This window comes from Kribbella sp. NPDC050820 (genome assembly GCF_040653975.1).
In the GTDB taxonomy this organism is placed as follows: Bacteria; Actinomycetota; Actinomycetes; order Propionibacteriales; family Kribbellaceae; genus Kribbella.
Genome location: NZ_JBFAHB010000013.1, coordinates 19,493 through 37,321, shown reverse-complemented (window position 1 = coordinate 37,321; position 17,829 = coordinate 19,493). Strand labels below are relative to the sequence as shown.

The 17,829-nt window shown below is 70.3% G+C and carries 14 protein-coding genes; 7 read left to right on the top strand and 7 right to left on the bottom strand.

The genetic code is table 11. From position 1 onward, the window contains the following. Positions 1–778: 778 nt before the first annotated feature. The 3 genes from AB0H36_RS14405 to cofD all read right to left on the bottom strand — a co-directional run bounded on the left by AB0H36_RS14405 (position 779) and on the right by cofD (position 3,532). Positions 779–1,459, bottom strand: a complete 681-nt coding sequence (locus tag AB0H36_RS14405) for a DUF3105 domain-containing protein (RefSeq protein WP_360521739.1) — start codon at positions 1,457–1,459, stop codon at positions 779–781. A 124-nt stretch (positions 1,460–1,583) separates the two neighbouring features. Further along, positions 1,584–2,558, bottom strand: a complete 975-nt coding sequence (locus AB0H36_RS14400) for a coenzyme F420-0:L-glutamate ligase (protein ID WP_360521736.1) — start codon at positions 2,556–2,558, stop codon at positions 1,584–1,586. Beyond that, positions 2,555–3,532 (bottom strand): 2-phospho-L-lactate transferase, encoded by a 978-nt coding sequence (gene cofD, locus AB0H36_RS14395; protein WP_360521734.1) that lies wholly within the window; start codon positions 3,530–3,532, stop codon positions 2,555–2,557. Before cofD ends, AB0H36_RS14400 begins: the two co-directional genes overlap by 4 nt. A 114-nt stretch (positions 3,533–3,646) precedes the next feature. Between cofD and AB0H36_RS14390 the strand changes: the two genes are divergently transcribed. From AB0H36_RS14390 to AB0H36_RS14375, 4 genes are all read left to right on the top strand, one after another. Beyond that, positions 3,647–4,891 carry a hypothetical protein gene (locus AB0H36_RS14390; protein ID WP_360521731.1) on the top strand — a complete coding sequence of 415 codons (1,245 nt, stop codon included), beginning with the start codon at positions 3,647–3,649 and terminating at the stop codon, positions 4,889–4,891. A gap of 411 nt (positions 4,892–5,302) precedes the next feature. Then, positions 5,303–5,569 (top strand): WhiB family transcriptional regulator, encoded by a 267-nt coding sequence (locus tag AB0H36_RS14385; protein ID WP_132150138.1) that lies wholly within the window; start codon positions 5,303–5,305, stop codon positions 5,567–5,569. Positions 5,570–5,852: 283 nt separating this feature from the next. Then, positions 5,853–8,765 (top strand): glycosyltransferase family 2 protein, encoded by a 2,913-nt coding sequence (locus AB0H36_RS14380; protein WP_360521728.1) that lies wholly within the window; start codon positions 5,853–5,855, stop codon positions 8,763–8,765. Further along, positions 8,762–10,240, top strand: a complete 1,479-nt coding sequence (locus tag AB0H36_RS14375; protein ID WP_360521725.1) for a DUF5719 family protein — start codon at positions 8,762–8,764, stop codon at positions 10,238–10,240. The genes AB0H36_RS14380 and AB0H36_RS14375 overlap by 4 nt, the downstream gene beginning before the upstream one ends. On the opposite strand, the gene AB0H36_RS14370 is transcribed toward AB0H36_RS14375, so the two are convergent. Then, entirely contained in the window at positions 10,241–10,624 is a 384-nt protein-coding gene (locus AB0H36_RS14370) for a DUF3499 domain-containing protein (RefSeq protein ID WP_360521722.1), read from the bottom strand. A gap of 31 nt (positions 10,625–10,655) precedes the next feature. Here AB0H36_RS14370 and AB0H36_RS14365 point away from each other — a divergent pair, with 31 nt between their 5' ends. From AB0H36_RS14365 to AB0H36_RS14355, 3 genes are all read left to right on the top strand, one after another. Further along, positions 10,656–11,102, top strand: coding sequence for a metallopeptidase family protein (locus tag AB0H36_RS14365; RefSeq protein ID WP_360521719.1), 447 nt, complete (start codon positions 10,656–10,658; stop codon positions 11,100–11,102). Between the two features lie 106 nt (positions 11,103–11,208). Beyond that, positions 11,209–12,285: a Gfo/Idh/MocA family oxidoreductase gene (locus AB0H36_RS14360; RefSeq protein ID WP_360521716.1), complete on the top strand. Its 1,077-nt coding sequence runs from the start codon at positions 11,209–11,211 to the stop codon at positions 12,283–12,285. Continuing rightward, on the top strand, positions 12,278–13,033 hold the full coding sequence (locus AB0H36_RS14355) for a ThuA domain-containing protein (protein WP_360521713.1): 756 nt from the start codon (positions 12,278–12,280) through the stop codon (positions 13,031–13,033). Before AB0H36_RS14360 ends, AB0H36_RS14355 begins: the two co-directional genes overlap by 8 nt. Positions 13,034–13,064: 31 nt before the next feature. Here the strand turns inward: AB0H36_RS14355 and AB0H36_RS14350 are convergent, their stop codons facing one another. The 3 genes from AB0H36_RS14350 to AB0H36_RS14340 all read right to left on the bottom strand — a co-directional run bounded on the left by AB0H36_RS14350 (position 13,065) and on the right by AB0H36_RS14340 (position 17,720). Beyond that, a complete protein-coding gene (locus tag AB0H36_RS14350; protein WP_360521710.1) occupies positions 13,065–13,712 on the bottom strand; it encodes an ATP-binding cassette domain-containing protein in 648 nt (215 codons plus the stop codon). Further along, a complete protein-coding gene (locus AB0H36_RS14345; RefSeq protein WP_360521707.1) occupies positions 13,709–14,548 on the bottom strand; it encodes an ATP-binding cassette domain-containing protein in 840 nt (279 codons plus the stop codon). The genes AB0H36_RS14350 and AB0H36_RS14345 overlap by 4 nt, the downstream gene beginning before the upstream one ends. A 70-nt stretch (positions 14,549–14,618) precedes the next feature. Further along, positions 14,619–17,720, bottom strand: coding sequence for an FtsX-like permease family protein (locus AB0H36_RS14340; protein WP_360521704.1), 3,102 nt, complete (start codon positions 17,718–17,720; stop codon positions 14,619–14,621). Positions 17,721–17,829 lie beyond the last annotated feature (109 nt).

The following is a 17,829-nucleotide window of genomic DNA, read 5'->3' as shown; positions in this document are numbered from 1 at the left end:
CGCCCAGGCGGCGGCTGTTCTTTTGGCGTGGCGTGGTTGCTGGCGGATCGGGTTGCCGCTGGCAACTGTGGTGGGTGGTGAGTTGCCCGAGCGGATCCTGGGTGGACCGCGGGCTCCGCTGCGAGATCGTGCTGGTCGGGAAGGACGCAGCTACGCGGATCCCGCGGGAGGTGTGACCCGAGGACCGTGGTGAGCTCTGGGCGAAGGTGGTTGGTGGCGTTGTTGTCGCGGGATCGGGTTGCGGTCGGCAACTGTGGATTGCGAGGGCGCCGGATGGAGCGCAGGGAGTTGTCGAAGTTCGTGGGATCCGGCCAAGCGTGGATTTCCCTGCAGACCGGTGTCGGCAGGTCGAGAATGGGGTCCGTGCCGACGCGGTCGGGACCTTGAACACATGGTCAGATGTTCACGGTCCCCGGTGGGTGTTCAAGCCCCTGGCGGTTGGCGTTGGTGCGGTGGCGGCGCACGCTCCTGCGGGCGGGGGCTGCGACGGGAAGTCGGTGCCTTGAACAAGCAATAACGTGTTCAAGGTCCCCGCATCGCGGGTCAGGCCCCCACAGTTGCCACGAGTACAGGGGCAGTCCGTTCGCCGATCAGCTGGCCGCGGATCCGCGATGTCCGGCCCGCCGGAGGTGGTGTCCGGTCCTCCGCGGTTGGCTCGCCGAGCTCGTTGGGCGGATCCACCATGCGCGGCCCCGCCGAAGGCGGAACAAAAGCAGCCGCCGCCGAAGGCGGTGTCCTTTTGGACGGGGCCTCGGCGGCGGCTGGTGAGTGACTGGGGTCAGCCGCCGTTGGGTTCTTGGGCGTCGGAGGCGGGGTACTTGTCCATGAACTGCTGGAGGGCGGTGCCGGAGACGGAGCCGCAGAACTGGCGGTGGCCGAGGGCGGTGGTCTGGCCGGCGGCGTTGCCGCTCCAGTGGGAGAAGGCGACGTTCTTGCCCTCGGGCCAGGGCTTGCCGTCGGACTCCTTGAAGGGGGCGGCGATGAACTTGCCGATCGAGGAGTCGGGCAGCTTCGCCTTGGAGATCTTCTCGATCAGGTCGATCTGGTCCTCGGGAAGGGTGTCGCGGTACCACAGGATCGTGTAGCCGTGCTCCAGGTTGTGCACCAGGTTCGGCACCGCGGGGCGGTCGTCGACGGTGTAGAACTTCTTCCCGAACGGCGCCCAGACGGCGTAGTGCGGGCCGGACGACGGCGGCGACACCGGGTAGGCGATGACCTCGCCGTCCGGCTTGTGGTCCTGGGTGCCGGAGGCCTGGTCGTCGATGACCTTGTCGCAGGAGGCGGCCGTGGCGTCCACGCCGAGCTCGGCGATGGCCTGGTTCTTGGTCCGGGAGTCCTGGATCAGCCGGATCGCCGGGTAGGCGATGATGGCCAGTCCGACGATGATCGACGCCACCACGATGAGGATCGTCCGGTTGCGGTCGGACCGCGCCTGGTCCCGCTGCATCTTCTCGATCATCTGGCGGCGCGACTGCTTCTGCGACGACGCTTTACCCACAGTGTTCGTCTTCCCGGGTCGGGGCGGCCAAGACGCCGCCGTGCGGATGCAGTGTACGCACCGACCCTGAGAGGTTGCCTAGAAGCTACTTCGACCGTGAGCCGAACGTGATCGTGGCCTCACTGCCCGGCCCAGTGCGGACCTCGACGCCGTACCCCTCGGCATGCAGCAGTACGGCGATCCGCTCGGCGATCACCCCTACCGCGACCGGCTCGTCCCCGAACACCGTGACAGCGTTGTCAAGCACCTCGAGGTGGATGTCCTCGACCTCGTCCAGCAGCCCGTCCCACAGCGCCGGGTCCACCTCCCGCGGCCCGGCCGGAGCGCTCCGCTCCAGTACGGCGGCCCGCGCGGCCTCACGCGTCCCCAGGCTGAACATGTCGAACTCGGCGTCCCGCACCAGCGCCCGTGCGCCCGGTCCGTCCTCGCCGATCGGGAGTACGACGTCACCGAGCCCCCGCAGTACGGCGACCGGCACACCGTCGGCCTTGCCCTTGACCAACTCGCTCGCACTGGCGATCTCGTCGGCCAACGCCGGCTCGGTGACCGCGAGGACGTTGCCGTGGCTGTCCGTCGTACCGCGCAGGTCTTCCACCACGCGCACCCCGGCGGCGCCGATGGCCAGGTCGGTCTGGCCGTTGCGCCACGGGCGGCCGAGGGTGTCGGTGATGACTACGCCGACGTTCACGTCGTACCGCTCCTTCAAGGCGGCTCGGAGCGCCCGCGCAGACGCGTCAGGGTCGACAGGGAGCAGCAGGACGGTGCCTGCGGCCGTGTTGGACGTGTCGGTGCCGGCGGCTGCCATCACCAGACCGTGGCGGGTCTGCACGATGCGGGTCTCGCCGCGCTGGGCGACGACGCGGACCAGCTCGGCGTCGACCGCCTCGTGGCGGGTTGCGGTGGTGAGCCGGCCCTCGGCCTTGCTGACGATCTTCGAGGTGACCGAGACGACGTCGCCGTCGCGCAGGTCCGCCTCGTCACCGATCAGCGCCGCCAGATCGGCGCCGGCCGCCACCTCGGGCAGCCCGATGACCGGGTAGATCTCCAGGTGCTTCCTCATCGCCGGACTGCCTCCGCGAGGTTCAGCGCCGCGTTGGCCATCGCGGCGGTCGTGTTCTCGTCAGTCATCCACAACGGCACCGCCTGGACGTGAATTCCGGCGCCGGCGATCGAGTCGGCCTGGATCGCGTCAGAGGTGTCGATCAACCAGCCGTCCAGTACGCCGCCCGACGTCCGCGAACCGTAGTACCGAGCCACCGCCGAGGCGGTGGACGCGACGCCGACCGCGGCCAGCACCTTGTCGGCCATGCCGCGGACCGGACCGGTGCCGATGATCGGCGACAGCCCGATGACCGGCGCGGACGTCTCCCGGACCGCGTCCCGGATCCCGGGGACGCCGAGGATGGTGCCGACCGAGACCACCGGGTTCGACGGCGGGATGATCAGTACGTCGCAGTCCGCGATCGCGTCGAGCACACCGGGAGCCGGCTTGGCCTTCTCCTGGCCGACCGCGACGATCTGATGGGCCGGGACCTCGGCGTGCAGGCGCACCCAGTACTCCTGGAAGTGGATCGCCTTGCGCCGACCGGGGTTGTCCGGGTCGTCCACCACGACGTGGGTCTCGATCCGGTCGTCGCTCATCGGCAGCAGCCGCACCGGCAGCTTCCAGCGCTCGCACAGCGCCTCGGTGACCGCGGTCAGCCCGTAGCCGGCGTCCAGCATCTGGGTGCGGACCAGGTGGGTGGCCACGTCCCGGTCGCCGAGACCGAACCAGGTCGGCTCCACGCCGTACGCGGCGAGCTCCTCCTTGATCACCCAGGTCTCGTCCTCCCGGCCCCAGCCGCGTTCGGCCGAGATGCCGCCGCCGAGGGTGTACATCACGGTGTCCAGGTCGGGACAGACCCGCAGCCCGAACAGGGTGATGTCGTCCGCGGTGTTCCCCACCACGGTGATCTCGGCGTCCGGGCGGGCCTTGAGCAGGCCGCGCAGGAAGGTGGAACCGCCGATGCCACCGGCCAGCACTGTCAATCGCATGAGAAGAGTCTGCACGAGTCGTCAATGCGTCGGACCACCGCACGACTATGCTGCGGTGGGTCATAACCAACCGCACAGCTGTTTGTACGGCCCCCAACATCCCGAGGAGCCCTCGTGGTCACCGACGCAACCAAGAAGCTCAGAGAGCCGGTCGCGTATATCCTGCTCGCTTTCGCCGGCCTGATCGCGCTGGCTTCGCTGATTCGCCTGTTCGTCGGCGGCGCCGGCTTCACGGCTGCCGCCGGGGGCGTGCAGGGCACGCTCACTCCGCCCGGACTCACCGCGCTGGTGATCCTTCTCTCGCTGGTCGGCTCGGTCTGGCTCGTCAACGAGCTCGGCGAGCGCACCCCCAACGCGCGGACCGTCACCCTGGCCGCGCTGGTCATCGCCGGCGTGGTCGTGCTGCTCGGCCTGATCACGGCCTTCGCCGGGTTCGCCGAGACCAGCACCGCCGGCCTGAAGATCGTCGGCTTCATCTACGCCCTCGGCGGCCTTGCGCTGTACGGCGCCGCCGGGCTCTACATCCTGAAGACCTTCCAGTCCCTCCCGGCGCCGGTTCGCGCGCCGAAGCAGGGCCAGTTCGCCCCGCAGGGCCAGTACGGCCAGCAGCAGTACGGACAGCAGGGTCAGTACGGCCAGCAGGGTGGCTACGGTCAGCAGCAGGGCCAGCAGTACGGACAGTACGGCCAGGACCAGGGCCAGGGTCAGTACGGCGCTTACGGCGCGGCGGCAGCCGGTGGAGCAGCCGCGGGTGCTGCCGGTGGGTACGCAGCCGCGCAAGGCGGCGAGCAGCAGTGGCCGCAGGAGCAGGGCTGGAACCAGGGCGAGCAGCAGAACTGGTCGGCCGGTGACGCCGAGGCTCAGCGCCAGGTCGGTGAGCAGGGATGGTCCGCTGAAGGCCAGCACGCCGCCGAGCCGACCCAGGCGTGGAGCGCCGAGGGTCAGCAGCAGTGGTCCGGCCAGGAGCAAGGTCAGCAGTGGCCGCAGGAGCAGCAATGGAGCGGCGGCGACGCCGGTCAGCAGCAGTGGAGTGGTCAGGACTACGGCCAGCCGGGACAGCAGGAGTGGTCCGCGCAGCAGTCCGACGCGGGTCAGGCCGAGCCGGAGGCTCCGTCCTGGCAGCAGGGTGCGACGGAGCAGGTGCAGCCCGAGGCCCAGCAGTCCTGGCAGCCGGGCGAGCAGTCCTGGTCGGCCGAGGAGACTCCGGACGCCGACGCGCAGCCGGCGACGCAGCCGGAGCAGCCGGCCGCCGAGGCAGCCGACGAAACCCGCGTGGATCCGCGGGTTTCCGAGTCCGACAAGGACGAGCCGGGACAGCAGCAGGGCCAGGGACAGGGCTGGTGGTCCCAGCCGTCCTGACCGGGCTCGGCATCAGGCGCTGCATCAAGCACTGCATCAAGCACTGCATCAGGTGATGAATCAAGCCATTGCCTGATCGAGCCCGCTGCGCCCGAATCGCCTTCCTGACAAGGCAGCAAGCCCTTACCCAACCTGCGGGGTCAACATTTTTCCGCCGGTTCGGTGGGTACCACACGGATGCGAGAGGCCTGTGTACGCAGGCCTCTCGTTCTTTTGCAGCCGTGTTGCGGATGATGCCAATAGCAGACCACGGCTTGACTTTCGTGGATTGCAGGAATGTAATTTCAACCGTGTCGTTCGTTGGACACTCGGTATCGGGGACCGTTGCAGAGCGCAGGACGGACGAGGTCAGGCATGTGGACCGCAAACCCACATGTACAGGGGAACGAACAGGGTCGAGGAGGTCGTACCGTGACAGAGGGCCTGATGGCGATTGTCGACGGTGAGGCGATCGAGGAGGAGCCGAACTGGCAGGAAAGGGCGCTGTGCGCCCAGACCGACCCGGAGGCTTTCTTCCCGGAGAAGGGCGGATCCACCCGCGAGGCGAAGAAGGTCTGCCTCGGCTGTGACGTCCGGGGCGAGTGCCTCGAGTACGCACTGCAGAACGACGAGCGCTTCGGGATCTGGGGCGGGCTGTCGGAGCGGGAGCGCCGCAAGCTGAAGAAAAAGGCCGTCTAGGCCCCGCTGATCGTTCCGGTCCGGTGCCCTGCCACCAGGCCCCGACCGGCGGCGGGGTGGGGAAGGAATCAGCACAGTTCGGCAACCACAGCAGGACAACTCGAGAGATACACCCGCGGAGGCCCCGGCTCGACATCTGTCGCCGGGGCCCGCGGCTGTCCACAGGGAGTTGGGGTGAGCGGGGCGTCGCTCACCGTCGCGGCTGTATGGTGAGTCCTCGTCGCGACTCCCCGGGGTCGCGGGTGCAGGCCGTCCTTCCCCCGCAAAGGTGTCACCGCTCCGCATGGAACAAGAAGCTCCGGCCGGCTGGGAGTTCTTCGACGCTGTCGACTTCCCGACCGACCACACCCACGACCCGATGGGTCGCCCGCGGGTCCGGCATGTCGTCACCGCGGTCGTCGTCGGGCACGAGGGCGCGGCCTGGCTGCCCCGGCTGTCCGAAGCACTCTGGGCCCTCAACCCACGCCCCGACCGGTTGATCGCGGTCGACACCGGCTCCACCGACGAGACCGCGGAGCTGCTCGCCGCGATGCCCGGCGTCGAGCCTGTGGTCAGCGTCTCCGCCCGTACCGGCTTCGGTACGGCGGTGTCCCGCGGCATCGAGGCGGTCGGCTTCGCGCCGATCCCGTCCGCGGTCGGCCCATACGGCGACGACGGCCACATGCCCGTGGTCGAGTGGCTGTGGCTGCTGCACGACGACTGCGCGCCGGCCCCGAAGGCGCTGGAGAAGTTGTTGCTTCAGGCCACGATGGCGCCGGAGGTCGGCGTCTGGGGGCCGAAGCTGCGGCTCTGGCCGCGGGACCGGGAGCTGCTCGAGGTCGGCGTCACCACCTCGCTCGGCGGCCGCCGCGACACCGGCATCGAGAACGGTGAGCTCGACCAGGGCCAGCACGATCAGCTGCGGAACGTGCTCGCGGTCAGCTCGGCCGGCATGCTGGTCCGTCGCGACGTCTGGGAGGCGCTGCACGGTTTCGACCCGCGGCTGCCGATGTTCCGCGACGACATCGACTTCGGCTGGCGCGCCAGCCGCGCGGGCTACCAGGTAGGCGTCGCGCCGGACGCGGTCGTCTACCACGCACAGGCCGCGGCGACCGGTGACCGTGCGCTGGCCGGCACCCGGCGGCACGCCTACCAGCTCGACCGCTCGCACGCGTACTACACCGTGCTGGCCAACGCGCCCGGCAAGCTGCTGCCGCTGCTGATCCTGCGTTTCCTGTTCGGCACGATCCTGCGCTCGATCTGGTTCCTGCTCGGCAAGACGCCGTCCGGCGCCGTCGACGAGTGGACGGCCTTGCTCGGCACGTTGCTCGCGGGTGGCTGGACCCAGGCCCGCAGGGACCGCCGCAGCCTCGACCGAGTCCCGTACGACGACATCAAAGGCCTGTTCTCCCGGTCCGTGCACGCCTTGCGGCACAACCTGGAGGAGACGACCAGCACGATCTCCGAGCGGATCCGCGAAGCCTGGGCGGACGAGCCGGAAGAGCAGGTCGTCACCAGTGCACGCCGTGCGAAGTCCACTGCCCGCGTAGCCGTCGACCAGCCGCGCTGGCGCCGGCAGCTGATCCGCCGCCCGTTCCTGATCGCCTGGGTCTTCCTGGCGATCGGTGCGTTCGTCGCCGGCCGCAGCCTGATCGGCAGTGGCGTGCTGCGGTCCAACCTGCTGCTGCCTCCGCACGAAACGCTCGGTGCGCTCTGGCAAGCCGCGGCGTCCGCACCGCCAGGTGTGACACCGCCTGCTTGGCTTGGACAGTTCTGGGCCTTCTCCACGGTGATGTTCGGTCCGTCCGGCGCGACGAACCTGCTGCTCCTCGGCGCTGTTCCGTTGGCCGGACTCTCCGCATGGGTTCTGCTGCGCGCGTTCGTCATGGACCGTGTCGCGCGGGCCTGGGGCGCATCGGCGTACGGGCTTGCTGTGTTCACCAACGGAGCGATCACGCAGGGGCGGCTCGGCACGGTTGTGGCGGCGATCGTGCTGCCGCTGCTCGGTGCTGCTGTCCACACGGTCGCCCGGCGGCGTCGCGTCGTCATCCAGGGCAGCTGGCGGGCCGCATGGTTCGCGGGGATCTGCCAGGCGGTGCTGTTCGCGTTCACGCCGGCGCTCGGTCTGCTGGTCAGCGTCACGCTGGTCTTCGCCGCTGTGCTCGGGCTCGGGTGGCGTCGACAGGGTCGCCAGCTCGTGTTCTCCGTCGTGCTGGGTCTGTTGCTGGTGCTGCCGTGGACGATCCAGTTGGTGCTGCACCCGTCGCGGCTCGGGCAGGAAGCTGGCGGACCGCCTACTGCTGCAGTCGGCCCGGGCGACAGCCTGCCGCATCTCATGACCGGTACGCCGATTGGTGCGCCGACGCCGTGGTGGTTCGTCGTACCGCTGATTCTGGTGGCCTTGGTGAGCCTGCTGCGGGAGTCCCGGCAGCGGTACGAGTTGCTCGGATGGTTCGCCGCCCTGCTGGGTCTGCTCGGGACGCTCATTGCCAGCCGGCTCGGTGGCGGCAGTGGTCCGCTGATGTTCCTGATGACCGCGGGCTGGATCGTCGCGGTGACGGTGGCGTGGGACTCGGTCGGCAAGTCCACCGCGCTCCTTGTGCAGGGCGTGCTCGGGATCGTGCTGGTGACCACGATCGTGACGGCCGGGTTCTGGCTGGTGCGTGGCGCCGACGGTCCGCTGTGGCGCGGTCCGGCTCAGGACCTCCCGGCGTACCTGATCTCCGCGCAGGATCCGCCGGAGGACGCGTCCGTCCTGGTGGTGCGCAAGGACGGGAACAACCCGATGCGGTACTCGCTGGTGAAGGACGGCGGCCCGCGGATGGGTTCGCTGGAGGCCGCGCCCAAGGCGGAGCAGACCAAGCCGATCACGGATGTGCTGTCGACGCTCGGCGGTGGCGGCACGGGTGAGGAGGGCCGGCAGTTGGCCGCGCTCGCGATCGACTACGTCTACCTGCCCGCGCCGGTCGACCCGACGCTGCAGGCGACACTCGATTCGCTGCCCGGTCTCACCCGGGCCAGTGCCGACGACGGCGACGCCGCCTGGCTGGTCGACCGCTCGGAGAACCCGGGCAGTACGCCGCTCACCTATGACACGCATAGCGTGTGGCGGGTGCTCGGACTGATCGCCTGGATCATCGCGCTGGTCTTCTGCCTCCCGACGGTCCGCCGGACCGTCGCGATGCCGCACGGCACCCACGCGAGGAGGGACCGATGAGGCGACTGCTCTCGGACGCGCGGATCCGGCTCGGTGCCTGCGTGCTGGCGATGGCTGCCGCGGCTGGTCTCGGCGTGGTGACTCACGCCAAGGAGCCGTCGACCCAGGCCGAGACGACCGGCGAACCCGCCCGCACAGTGGTGAACCGTACGGCGCTGTCCTGCCCGGCCCTCGCGGGCGGCGGCAAGCTGTCGAGCGTGGTCAACGCGGTGTCGCCGACCCTGCCCGAAGGGACCCCGACCGCCGCGGGCGACGACACGCCGCTGTCGATCGCGGCCCTGTCGGAGAACGCCGACCCGGTCGGCTCGTTGCTGGTGCGCGGCAAGATCGGCTCGAGCACCCCGGTCACCAAGCCCGCGCCGTTGTCGATCCGCGGCGTCGGCCCATTGGCGGCCGGCACGGTCGGCACGAGTACGACGACCTCCATCGAAGGCGTGAACGAGGGCATGGCAAGCACCCCGTGCCAGCTGCCCGGCTCGGACTTCTGGTTCGTCGGAGCCTCCGGCGCGACCGACCGGCGCGACGTGCTCGTGCTGACGAACCTGGACAGCATCAACGCCGAGGTGAACGTCACCATCTACGCGCGCAGCGGTCCCCAGGACCTGCCTGCGGCTCGCGGCATCGTCGTACCGGCGCGGGGGACCACCGAGCTCTACCTCGGCCTGGTCGCCCGGAACCTGCGGGACATCGCGCTGCACGTCGAGTCCACCGGCGGCCGGGTCGCGCCGGCGCTGCGGGACAACGCGACCAACGGCAAGAAGCCGGCCGGTGTGGACTGGCTGAACCCGTCGGCGCCGCCGGCGGCCAAGGTGTTCGTGCCAGCGGTCGCGCCGGGGGCCGGACTGCGGATCCTGTCGGTGGCGAACCCCGGCGACCTGCAGGCGACCGCCGGACTGACCGTGCACGGGCCGAACGGGCCGTTCAAGCCCGCCGGCCTGGAGACCGTCCAGATCCCGGCAGGCTCGGTGAAGACGTTCCGGCTCGACCCGGTGCTGCACGGCGACCCGAGTGCGGTCACGGTGACGGCCGACCAGCCGGTCACGGCGTCGATGCGGATGGTGGACGCGAGCGGCAGCGACTTCGCGTCACTCGGGTCGGCCGAGGCGCTGACCGGTCCGGCGTACCTGGTGCTGCCCGCGCACAAGCAGCCGGCGATCCTGCAGGTGACCGCGCCGGGCAAGAACGGGAGCGTGAAGTTCGAGCTCCGGGACGCCAACGGCAAGGTGCTGAACACCCGGGCGCTGGATGTGCTCGCCGGAGCGACCACCCAGATCCCGTTGCCGGCTCAGCCGCGCACGACGTACCTGACGGTCGAGCAGACCCGGGGCACGATGATCGCGGGTGTCACGTTGATGCCGGCCGCCAAGCCGGACGAGGACGACGTCGCCCAGGTGGCCGCGTGGCCGCTCAACACGTCGCTGGTGTTCCGGGCCCAGCTCGGCGCCCAGCCCGACGTCCGGGCCGCGCTGCGCTAGTCAGCCTTCGGACGAGTTCGCGCCGGGATCCTGCAGCATCCGCAGGTGACCTCGGCGGGCCACCTCGACCGGCGCGCCCGGCGCGCCGCGACCCGGCTCGCGCGGAGGAAGCGGGCGGGCGGCTTCGCGTACGGCGTTCGCCAGCGCCTCGAGGTCGTCCGAGGACGGTCCGGCCGCAGCCGGGTCCGGAGCCAGCCGGATCACCTCCCAGCCGTTCGGCGCGGTCAGCCGGTCGGCGTGGTCGGCACACAGGTCGTAGCAGTGCGGTTCGGCGTACGTCGCCAACGGGCCGAGCACACACGTGGAGTCGGCGTACACGTACGTGAGCGTCGACACAGCCGGCTTGTGACAGGCGGCGCGCGAACAGATCCTGGCGATGCTCACGACCAGACGTTACCCCCACTAGGCTGAGCGCGTGACCGAGGCTCGCCGTCATCGCAGGCACATCGACCGCCACGGCCGCGGCATGCTCGGCCCGATCAGCCGCCCGAGCAAGTTCGCGCCCCGCGGCCTGCCGCTGCAGCGATCCGCCGCGGCCCAGTTCGACGAGGTGGTCGCGGTCGAGGTGACCCGGCTGGAGAAGCGGCTGCCGCAGGTCGTCGCCCGGGTCGAGTTCGCCATCGAGGACGTGCCGAACCTGGACCTGGACGCGGTCGAGATCCCGCTCACCCACTCCAGCGGCGGCACCTCGCACGAGCCGTACCGGATCGTGGTCTTCCGCCGCCCGATCGAGCTGCGGGCCGAACGGTCCGCGACCAGCCTGGCCTGGCTGGTCCGGTCCGCGCTGGTACTCGAGCTGGCCGACGTACTCGCGCTGTCGCCGGAGCAGATCGACCCCGAGTTCGAGGCCGGCGACGACTGAGCCGGCGCCGCGCCGGACAAGACCACCTGCGCACTGGTGTCCAATCCTGTTCCGTACTGTGGGAACCGGTTTGTGTCCGTCGTTGTCATTCGAGAGGATCGTGCGTGTGAACGATCAAAAACTGCGCATCGGAGTGGTCGGCCTGGGCTTCGCCGGGCGGACGGCGCTGGAGGCCTTCTCCGAGCTGCCGGACGTCGAGGTGCTGGCGCTGGCCGGCCTGGAGAAGGACACGCTGACCAGCCTCGGCGAGAAGCACCACGTCCCGCACCTGTACGAGAAGTGGGAGGACCTGCTCGAGACCGAGGGCCTGGAAGCGGTCAGCATCGGCACGCCGACCCAGCTGCACGCCCCGATCGCCCTGAAGGCGCTCGAGAAGGGCCTGCACGTCCTCTGCGAGAAGCCGCTGGCCCGCACGGTCGCCGAGGGCACTGCGATGGTCGAGGCCTCGAAGAAGGCCGGCAAGGTGCTGAAGGTCATCTTCAACCACCGTGAGCGCGGCGACGTCGCGGCGCTGAAGCACCAGATCGACGAGGGCCAGCTGGGCCGGGTCTACTACGCCAAGGCGCACTGGATGCGCCGCAACGGCATCCCGGGCATGGGCGGCTGGTTCACCAACCGCGAGCTGTCCGGTGGCGGTCCGCTGATCGACCTCGGCGTACACATCCTGGATCTGGCCCTGCACCTGCTGGGCGAGCCGCAGGTGACCACGGTGAGCGCGAACACGTTCGCCGAGCTCGGCCCGCGTGGCAAGGGCAGCACCGTGCCGAACGCGAACACCCTCGGGTCCGCGTTCGAGGTGGAGGACCTGGCCACCGCGTACCTGCGGCTGCAGGGCGGCGGCGCGCTGCAGCTGGAGACCAGCTGGGCGACCTACCGCGCCCCCGGCGACAACTTCGGGATCGAGCTGTTCGGCACCGACGGCGGCGCCAAGATCGAGGTGCAGAACTACACGACCGTCGACACCCTGCGCATCTTCACCGACGTCGGCGGCGTGCCGGCCGAGGTGAAGCCGGCGACCGGCGCCGGGCTCGGCCACCGCGCGGTGGTCCAGGAGTTCGTCCGGATCGTCCAGAGCGGCGACTGGGCCGCACACAACGGGTCCGAGGCGCTGCTGCGGACCGAGGTCATCGACGCCTGCTACGCCTCGGCGAAGGCGGGACGAGAGGTTGTTCTCCATGACTGAGTCAGCTCGAGGTCCGATCCGCGTCACCGTCTGGGGCGAGAACGTGCACGACCAGCGCGACGCCTCGGTGCAGAAGGTCTACCCGGACACCATGCACGAGACGATCGCGGCCGCCGTGCGCGCCAAGCTCGGCGACAACGTGGTGGTCCGGACGGCCTGGCTGCAGCAGCCCGAGCACGGCCTGACCGAGGAGGTGCTGGCCGAGACCGACGTACTCACCTGGTGGGGGCACGCCGCGCACGGTGACGTTGACGACGCGGTCGTCGAGCGGGTGCAGCGGCACGTGCTGTCCGGGATGGGCCTGATCGCGCTGCACTCGGCGCACTTCAGCAAGATCTTCATCCGGCTGATGGGCACCACCTGCTCGCTCGACTGGCGGTCCGACAACGACCGCGAGCTGCTCTGGACCGTGGCCGCCGGCCACCCGATCGCCCAGGGCGTCCCGCACCCGCTGGTGATCGAGCGCGAGGAGATGTACGGCGAGCTGTTCGACATCCCGCAGCCGGACGAGCTGGTGTTCGTGAGCTCGTTCTCCGGCGGCGAGGTGTTCCGCTCCGGCTGCTGCTACCGGCGCGGCCAGGGCCGGGTCTTCTACTTCCGCCCCGGCGACCAGGAGTACCCGACGTACCACCAGCCGGAGGTCCAGCAGATCATCGCCAACGCGGTGGGCTGGGCGGCTCCGACGAGCCCGCGGCAGCTCCCGGAGGTCCACCACCGGAAGCACCCGGGCTGGTTCGACAACGCCTGAGACACCTGCACTCGAGCGGCGCCTCTGAGCCTCAGAGGCGCCGCTGCCAGGTCAGGTGGCCTTCGTCCATGGTGGCGTGGCCGTCGGCGCCGGCTGCGACGTTCGGGTCGTGGGTGGCGATGACCACCGCGGCCCCGCGCCGGGCCTCGCGGCTCAGCAGGTCGAGGACGCGCTCCCGGTTCGTGCCGTCGAGCTCGCTGGTCGACTCGTCGGCCAGGATGACGCGGCCCTGCTGGGCGAGCCCGCGGGCGACGGCGACGCGTTGCTGCTCGCCGCCGGACAGCTCCTCGACCAGGTGGTCGCCGCTGTCCTGGAGCCCGACGTCGGCCAGCGCCTGATCGACGGCCCGGTCGACCGTTTCCGGTTCGTTGCGTTTGGCAAGCAGTGGCAGGGCGAGATTCTCCCGCGCGGTCAGCACCCGGGCCAGGCCGTTGCCCTGCGGGATCAGTACGACGCCGTGCCCCGCGGCCGCCGGCCGGTCGCTGATCGTGAGGCCGTCCACCTCGACCATGCCGGACTTCGCCGGAACCGCACCGGCGATCGCCCAGAGCAGCGAGCTCTTGCCGGCTCCGGACGGTCCGCTGACCGCCAGGACGAACCCGGGCGGTACACGCAGGGACACGTCCGCCACGGCGATCAGATCGTCGTACGCGACGGTGAGGTTGGTGACCGTGATCACGACTGACCTTCTTGCTGGATCGGGCTCAGGCGAACCTCGCCGGCCTCGGTGGTGGTGACCCGGAGCAGGGTGCCAGGGGGCAACAGCTCGGCGACGTGCGGCGGCAGCGGCAAGGACCCGTCGGTGGCGACGACCGCGAACTCCTCGCCGCTGCGCCCTTCGGACGCGATCCGGCCGTCCCGGATGGTGATGGTCCGGGGGAGCACTGCGGCGACCTCGGGGTCGTGGGTGATCAGCAGCACTGTCATGCCGGTGCTCTCGTTGATGGTCGAGATCGCGCCCAGGACCTCGTCGCGGGCGCGGTGGTCCAGCTGGCTGGTCGGCTCGTCGGCCAGCAGCAGACCGGGGAAGGTCGCGATCCCCACTGCCACTGCGCAGAGCTGGATCTGCCCGGGCGTGAGCGACGGCAACGGGCTCCGGGCCTGGTCGGTCAGGCCGACCAGTTCGAGCACCTCCTCCGGCTTCGGCAGGGACGGATCGCGAGAAGCGGCGCGCTGTGCGTACCGGACGTTGTCGATCGGGGACAGGTACGGAACGAGGTTGCGTCCGGCGCCCTGCAACACGATGCCGACGTCCCGCGCGCGCATCCGGTCGAGCTCGGGCTCGGTCATCGTGGCCAGGTTGTGCTCGCCGATCTGCAGGCGCCCGGCGCTCGGGGTCAGCAAACCACCGCACAACTGGAGCAGCGTCGACTTGCCGGCGCCTGACGGGCCTAGCAGTCCGACAAGCTCTCCGGGCCGCACAGTGATGCCGATCCCCGACAGTGCAGCGACGTCATGGCCTTGGCTGCGGTAGATGTGGACCAGGCCGCTCGTGCTGATCGCGAGTCCGCTCATCTGCGTCCTCGCTTCGCTCCGGGCGCCGATGAGAGCATGCTCTGCTTTTTGATGAGTTCGCTGCGCTCACTCATAGGTCCTCCCGAATCCGGCTGTAGCCGGCCCGCCGGTTCACAGTGGTGCCCAGCACCAGCGTGGTCGCCGTCAGCACCACCGTGCCGGCCAGCCAGAGAATCACCGCTGCGGGCCAGTTGATCGCCAGGTCGAGTGGCACCGGCGACGGCTCGGAGGTCTCCGCGAAGAGCGGGAACATCGGTAGCGCGATGTGGGCGCCGACGACGCCGCAGGCCGACCCGAGCAGTGCAGCCAGCGCGACCGGTCCGGTGTGCTCCCAGCGCGCTGCCCCTCCGGTCGTGGTCGCCGGTACGCCGTTGATCCGCAGACTCGCGTAGTCCTGGGCCCGGGACCGCCAGGAGCTGACGCCCATCAGCAGCAGCACAATGATCGCGAGGGCCCAGCTGGCGAGTCCGACGATCGGGGTGAGCTGGAGCGCGAGCGCGCTGGCAGACCGCCCGTACCCGGCGATGCGGTCCGACTGCCGATCGACAATGGTGGGAGTGATCCCGGCCGCGGTGAGGTCCGCGACGATCTTGTCGACGTTGGCGAGCCCGTCGGCGTTCAGCCAGAGCTCGAAGTCGGTCGAGGTGTCGTCGACGCTGCCGCCGAGCCGCCGTACGGTCTCCAGGTCGAGGACGGCGACGCGCTCGCTGTGCCGCGGCATCGGGGTGTGCAGGCTGTCGAGCTTGTGGATCGGGATCGAGAGCCCGTCGAGGCCGGGCACGGTCTGGACCTCGCTGACGGCGAAGTCCGGACTCACCAGCGCCGGGACTGGCGTAGGGATGGCGGCGTACTGCAGGTTCTGGTCGCCGCCGACACTGGCCACCTTGAGGGTCAGGCCGTTCGGCAGCGTGCCTGCCTCGATGGTGCCCTGGTTGTCGGCTCCGGTCTGCGGGCCGCTCACCCAGTCCTGCGCCCGGCCCAGCGGTACCGACTGCTGGGTGTCGGTCGCCAGTTGGCTGATCGCGATGTCGCCCTTGACGCCCACGGAGTCACCGACCTCGCGGGCCACCCCGAGCCGGATCAGGTGGCAGGACGGCTTGCAGTCGATCGGCGTACTCAGCCGGACCGGCCTGCCGGCGCGCAACGCCAGCGGTGGGAACTGCACCAGGTAGCGCGCACCTCGGCGCTGATTGATCACGGTCGCCTGCAGGACCACGGATCTGGCCTGCTCCTCGGGCGGCGGCAGCACACCCTCACTGGAGGGCGGCACGTACGGCGTCATCTTGCCGAGGCTCGCGGTCACCATCAGCCGATCGCCGCTCAGCTCGATCGCTTTCGGCTCCGTGGGTGCCTGGAGGTTGCCGACCCCCTCGGCATCGGTCAGCTCGTTGCCGCGGAACGCGATCCGCCGATAGCTGTCCGGCTCGATCAGTACGGCGCGCAGGCTCTCGATGGAAGGCGGTTGCGAAAGGACGACAGGGGTCAGCCATCGCCGGTCCGGGTCGACCTTGTCGACCGCTGCCGTGAAATCGCCGAGGTTGGTCGTGTCCATTGCCAGGACCGCCTCGGCGCCGGTCTCGTAGCCGGCCCGCGTCTCCCGGTTGCGGTCAGCCACCGACGAGGCCTGACCGGCGAACGAGACCAAGCCAGTCGCGACCGCGACGACGGCGACGAGTCGCGTGACGGCCGGGCGCCGGGACACCTGCAGAGCGCCGAGGGCGAGTCCGAGTCGTCCCTTGCGCAGCGCGTGCCGGCTCAGCAAACCGGCTGCTGGCAGCAGCAGGTGGGCGAACGCCAGGCCGGCCGCCAGAGCGAGCAAGGTCGGAGTCAGCACAGGCAGGGGGCCGCGTCCGCCACTGGTCAGCCCGCTTACGAGGCCGGCCGAGGCGAGGACGATGACGGTGAGATCGATCAGGCCGATGGCTCGGTGCCGTCGGCGGGGCGGGATGCGCCGGAGCAGGCTGGAGATCGGCTGGCGGACGACGGCACGGATCGACAGCGCGACCACCGCCAGCCCGGCCAGCGCCGCGAGGGCGGCCGCTGCGGGAACGGTCCACGGCACCTCGAGCGGCGCTGCTCCGCCGAGCCAGGCCGCACGGACCACGAGGAGCAGGACGAAGCCGGAGGCCACGCCGATCGCCGTACCGATCAGGACGGGCACGCTCAGCTCCACAGCGAGCGTCCGGCCGATCCGGCCGGCACCTGATCCGCGCAGTCGTGCGACAGCCAGTTCCGGGCGGCGTTGGTCGACTACCGCTGCCAGCGCCAGGCCCAGTACGACCACACCGAACAGAGCGACCTGCACCATCACCAACGGGATGATCGTGCCGGCCTGCCGGCGCTCGGCCTGGATCCCGTCGATGACGTCGATCAACCCGGAGTTGTTCCTGGCGTCGAGGTTGAGCTCGGAGTTCCGGGCTTCGAGCTGATCGGTCACCTGCCGGATGCGGTCCAGGTCGTCGACTCGCGCGCTTCCCGGCTGCGGGCGGGTGTCCAGCGTCGAGTGGTAGCCCCATCTCCCGGCGGCGAACGTCTCGCGTTCGGTGAGCAGGAAGTCGGCCTCCGCCGGTCTGCTCTCGCTGGCCGGCCTCGAGTGGCCGGTCGGTCCGCGGCCGAACCAGTACGTCGCCTCGTCGTCTGCCTGATAGAGCCCGACCACGCGGAGACCGCTGTCCGTGTAGCTGCTGGTCTCGGCCTTGATCGTCGTCCCGACCGTGGCGCCGAAGTTCTTCGCGTCCGCGGTCGACGCGACCACCTCACCGGGGCTGGTCGGGCAGCGGCCGGCGGTCAGCTCGAGCTGGGCGCAGTACCCGTCCCGCCAGACCAGCCGGCCTCCGATCGTCGCCTTGTCCTTGCCGAGACCCCACGTCACGCCGACGGTCATCCCGTACGACGGCGGCGTGAACAACGGCTTCAGGTCAGCCGGGATGAGCTGGGCCAGGTCCTCCGGCGGGGTCGGATCGGTCGGCCCGGACACCGCCGTCGGCGGGGTCGCATCCAGCTGCCAGGCCGCGGCGTTCCACTGACGAGTCAGCGTCTCGGTTGCGACCGTCTGCTCGACCGCCCGGGCGAACCAGGGCGCGAACGCCGCGCACGTGCCGATCAACAGGCTGACGCCGGCCAGGACCAGGGCTTGGGACCACCGGTACCGCAGAGCCTGCCGCAGGAACATCACTGGCCACCCCCCAGCCGCCACGCCACCCCGGGTCGGTGACCTGGGCCGAAGATACGGAACGAGGGGGGCAGCGTCACCTGAAATACAGCTTTGCGGGCGGGGCGGA

Bases quoted from the DNA above. Each gene is read 5' to 3' on its own strand.
- AB0H36_RS14405 (WP_360521739.1), bottom strand. From the start codon at position 1,459: ATGATCGAGAAGATGCAGCGGGACCAGGCGCGGTCCGACCGCAACCGG.
- AB0H36_RS14355 (WP_360521713.1), top strand. From the start codon at position 12,278: ATGACTGAGTCAGCTCGAGGTCCGATCCGCGTCACCGTCTGGGGCGAG.
- AB0H36_RS14375 (WP_360521725.1), top strand. From the start codon at position 8,762: ATGAGGCGACTGCTCTCGGACGCGCGGATCCGGCTCGGTGCCTGCGTG.
- AB0H36_RS14345 (WP_360521707.1), bottom strand. From the start codon at position 14,548: ATGAGCGGACTCGCGATCAGCACGAGCGGCCTGGTCCACATCTACCGC.
- AB0H36_RS14380 (WP_360521728.1), top strand. From the start codon at position 5,853: ATGGAACAAGAAGCTCCGGCCGGCTGGGAGTTCTTCGACGCTGTCGAC.
- AB0H36_RS14400 (WP_360521736.1), bottom strand. From the start codon at position 2,558: ATGAGGAAGCACCTGGAGATCTACCCGGTCATCGGGCTGCCCGAGGTG.
- AB0H36_RS14340 (WP_360521704.1), bottom strand. From the start codon at position 17,720: ATGTTCCTGCGGCAGGCTCTGCGGTACCGGTGGTCCCAAGCCCTGGTC.
- cofD (WP_360521734.1), bottom strand. From the start codon at position 3,532: ATGCGATTGACAGTGCTGGCCGGTGGCATCGGCGGTTCCACCTTCCTG.